1 protein-coding gene is annotated in these 2172 nt (G+C 68.6%); it reads right to left on the bottom strand.

All coding sequences use genetic code 11. The features are described from left to right. Positions 1-2139 (bottom strand): efflux RND transporter permease subunit (locus EQG76_RS04480; protein ID WP_159710973.1); only part of this gene is annotated, 2139 nt, incomplete at its 3' end. Positions 2140-2172: the final 33 nt, after the last annotated feature.

The raw sequence follows: 2172 nt of genomic DNA, 5'->3' as shown, positions 1-2172 counted from the left end.
GCCGGCCAGCTCCGGCTGCTGGTTGGCCTCTACGACCGCCGAGCGGATCACCTGGGCGAGCGTCGCCATGCTGCCGCCCTGCAGGTCCTGGAGCTGGAATTCGAAGCCGCCGGTGGAGCCGAGGCCAGTGATCGGCGGCACGTTCAGAGGTACCACCTGCGCCTCCGGGATCGCCGCCAGCTCGCCGCGCAGTGCCCCCAGCACGGCGAACACGCTCTCCTCGGGCGCGGTGCGTTCCTCGAACGGCTTCATCGTGCCGATCAAAAAGGCGCTGTTAGACTTGGCCAGGCTGTTCAGGAAGTCGAAGCCGATGATCCCGGTGACCGCCTGCACGCCGGGCTTCTCCTGGATGATCTGCTCGGCCTCGCGGGCCACCGCCTCGGTCCGGCCGACCGCGGCCCCCTCGGGCAGGGTGACGATCACGAAGAAGGCGCCCTGGTCCTCGGCGGGCAGGAAGCCCTTGGGCGTGGCGATGAAGCCGCTCCAGATGCCGAAGCCGATGACCGCCAGCAGCGGCACCGCCAGCACCGCCAGGCGCACCAGCCGGGCGACCAGCGCGCCATAGGCGTCGCGCACCCGGTCGATGCCGCGCAGCACCCAGGCGAGCGGGCCGCGCTGCGGCGGGCGATGCCCCTGACGCAGCAGCACCGCGCACAACGCCGGCGATAGGGTCAGCGCGTTGATCGCCGAGAGCAGCATGGCGACCGACACCGTCACCGCGAACTGCCGGTAGAGCTCGCCCACCAGGCCCGGGATGAAGGCGGTCGGCACGAACACGGACAGGAGCACCATGGTGATGCCGATCACGGGGCCGGTAATTTCGCGCATCGCCTTGCTGGTGGCCTCGGCCACCGACAGATGCGGCTCCTCGTGCATCACCCGCTCGACATTCTCGACCACCACGATCGCGTCATCGACCACGATGCCGATCGCGAGCACCAGGGCCAGGAGCGAGATGGTGTTGGCCGAGTATCCGATCGCCAGCAGGACCGCGAAGGTGCCGACCAGCGCCACCGGCACCGCGATGATCGGGATGAGGGTGGTGCGCCAGTTGCCGAGGAACAGGAACACCACCAGGGCGACCAGGACGAAGGCCTCCATGAGGGTCTTGACCACGTCGTCAATGGAGGCGCGCACGAACAGGGTCGTGTCGTAGTCGACTGAATGGCTCATGCCTTCAGGAAAGCGGCCGGCGAGCTGTTCCAGGGTCGCGCGCACGGCATCGCCGGTGGCGACCGCATTGCTGCCGGGCGCCTGATAGACGGCGATCGAGGCGGCCGGCTGGCCCTGGTAGATCGAGTGCCGGTCGGCGGATTGCGCGCCGAGCTCGACTCTCGCCACGTCCTGCACCCGCACCACCGAGCCGTCGGGCAGGGCGCGCAGGATCAGCCGCTCGAATTCCTCCACCGTGCTGAGCCGGCCGAGCGTCACGATGTTGAGCTGGAGCTGCTGGTCGGCGGCCACCGGCTGGGCGCCGATCCGCCCGACTGCCGCCTGGACGTTCTGCGAGGAGATCGCCTGGGCGACGTCGGCGGGCGTCATGCCGTAATTGGCGAGGCGCTGCGGGTCGAGCCAGACGCGCATGGCGTAGTTGAGCGGGCCGAACAGCATCGCGTCGCCCACGCCCGGCACGCGCTTGACCGCGTCCAGCACGTTGATGGTGACGTAGTTCGACAGGAACAGGGCGTCGTAGCGCCCGTCTGGCGAGGAGAAGTTCACGACCTGCAGGAGAGCGGACGACTTCTTCTTGATGCTGAGGCCGGTGCGGCTGACTTCCTGCGGCAGCTGCGAGAGCGCCAGATTCGCCCGGTTCTGCACGTTGACCGTGTTGATGTCGGGGTCGGTGCCGAGCGCGAAGGTGACGTTCAGTGTGTAGCTGCCATCGGCGCCCGAGGTCGACTTCATGTAGAGCATGTTGTCGACACCGGTGACCTGCTGCTCGATCGGCTGGGCCACGGTCTGCTCGACCACGTCGGCCGAGGCGCCGGGATAGGTGGCGGTCACCGACACCATGGGCGGCACGATGTCCGGGAACTGGGCCCGTGGGATGGCCAGGATCGAGAGGGCGCCCGCCAGGGTGATCACGATCGAGACGATCATGGCCAGTCGGGGCCGCTTGATGAAGACGTCCGAGATCATCGTCCGGCCCTTCCGGGATCAGGGCTGCGCGGT

It is taken from the genome of Geminicoccus flavidas (genome assembly GCF_009806515.1).
GTDB lineage: Bacteria > Pseudomonadota > Alphaproteobacteria > Geminicoccales > Geminicoccaceae > Geminicoccus > Geminicoccus flavidus.
Note: the sequence above shows the minus strand (reverse complement) of the source record. Positions and strands in the feature narration are given on the sequence as shown.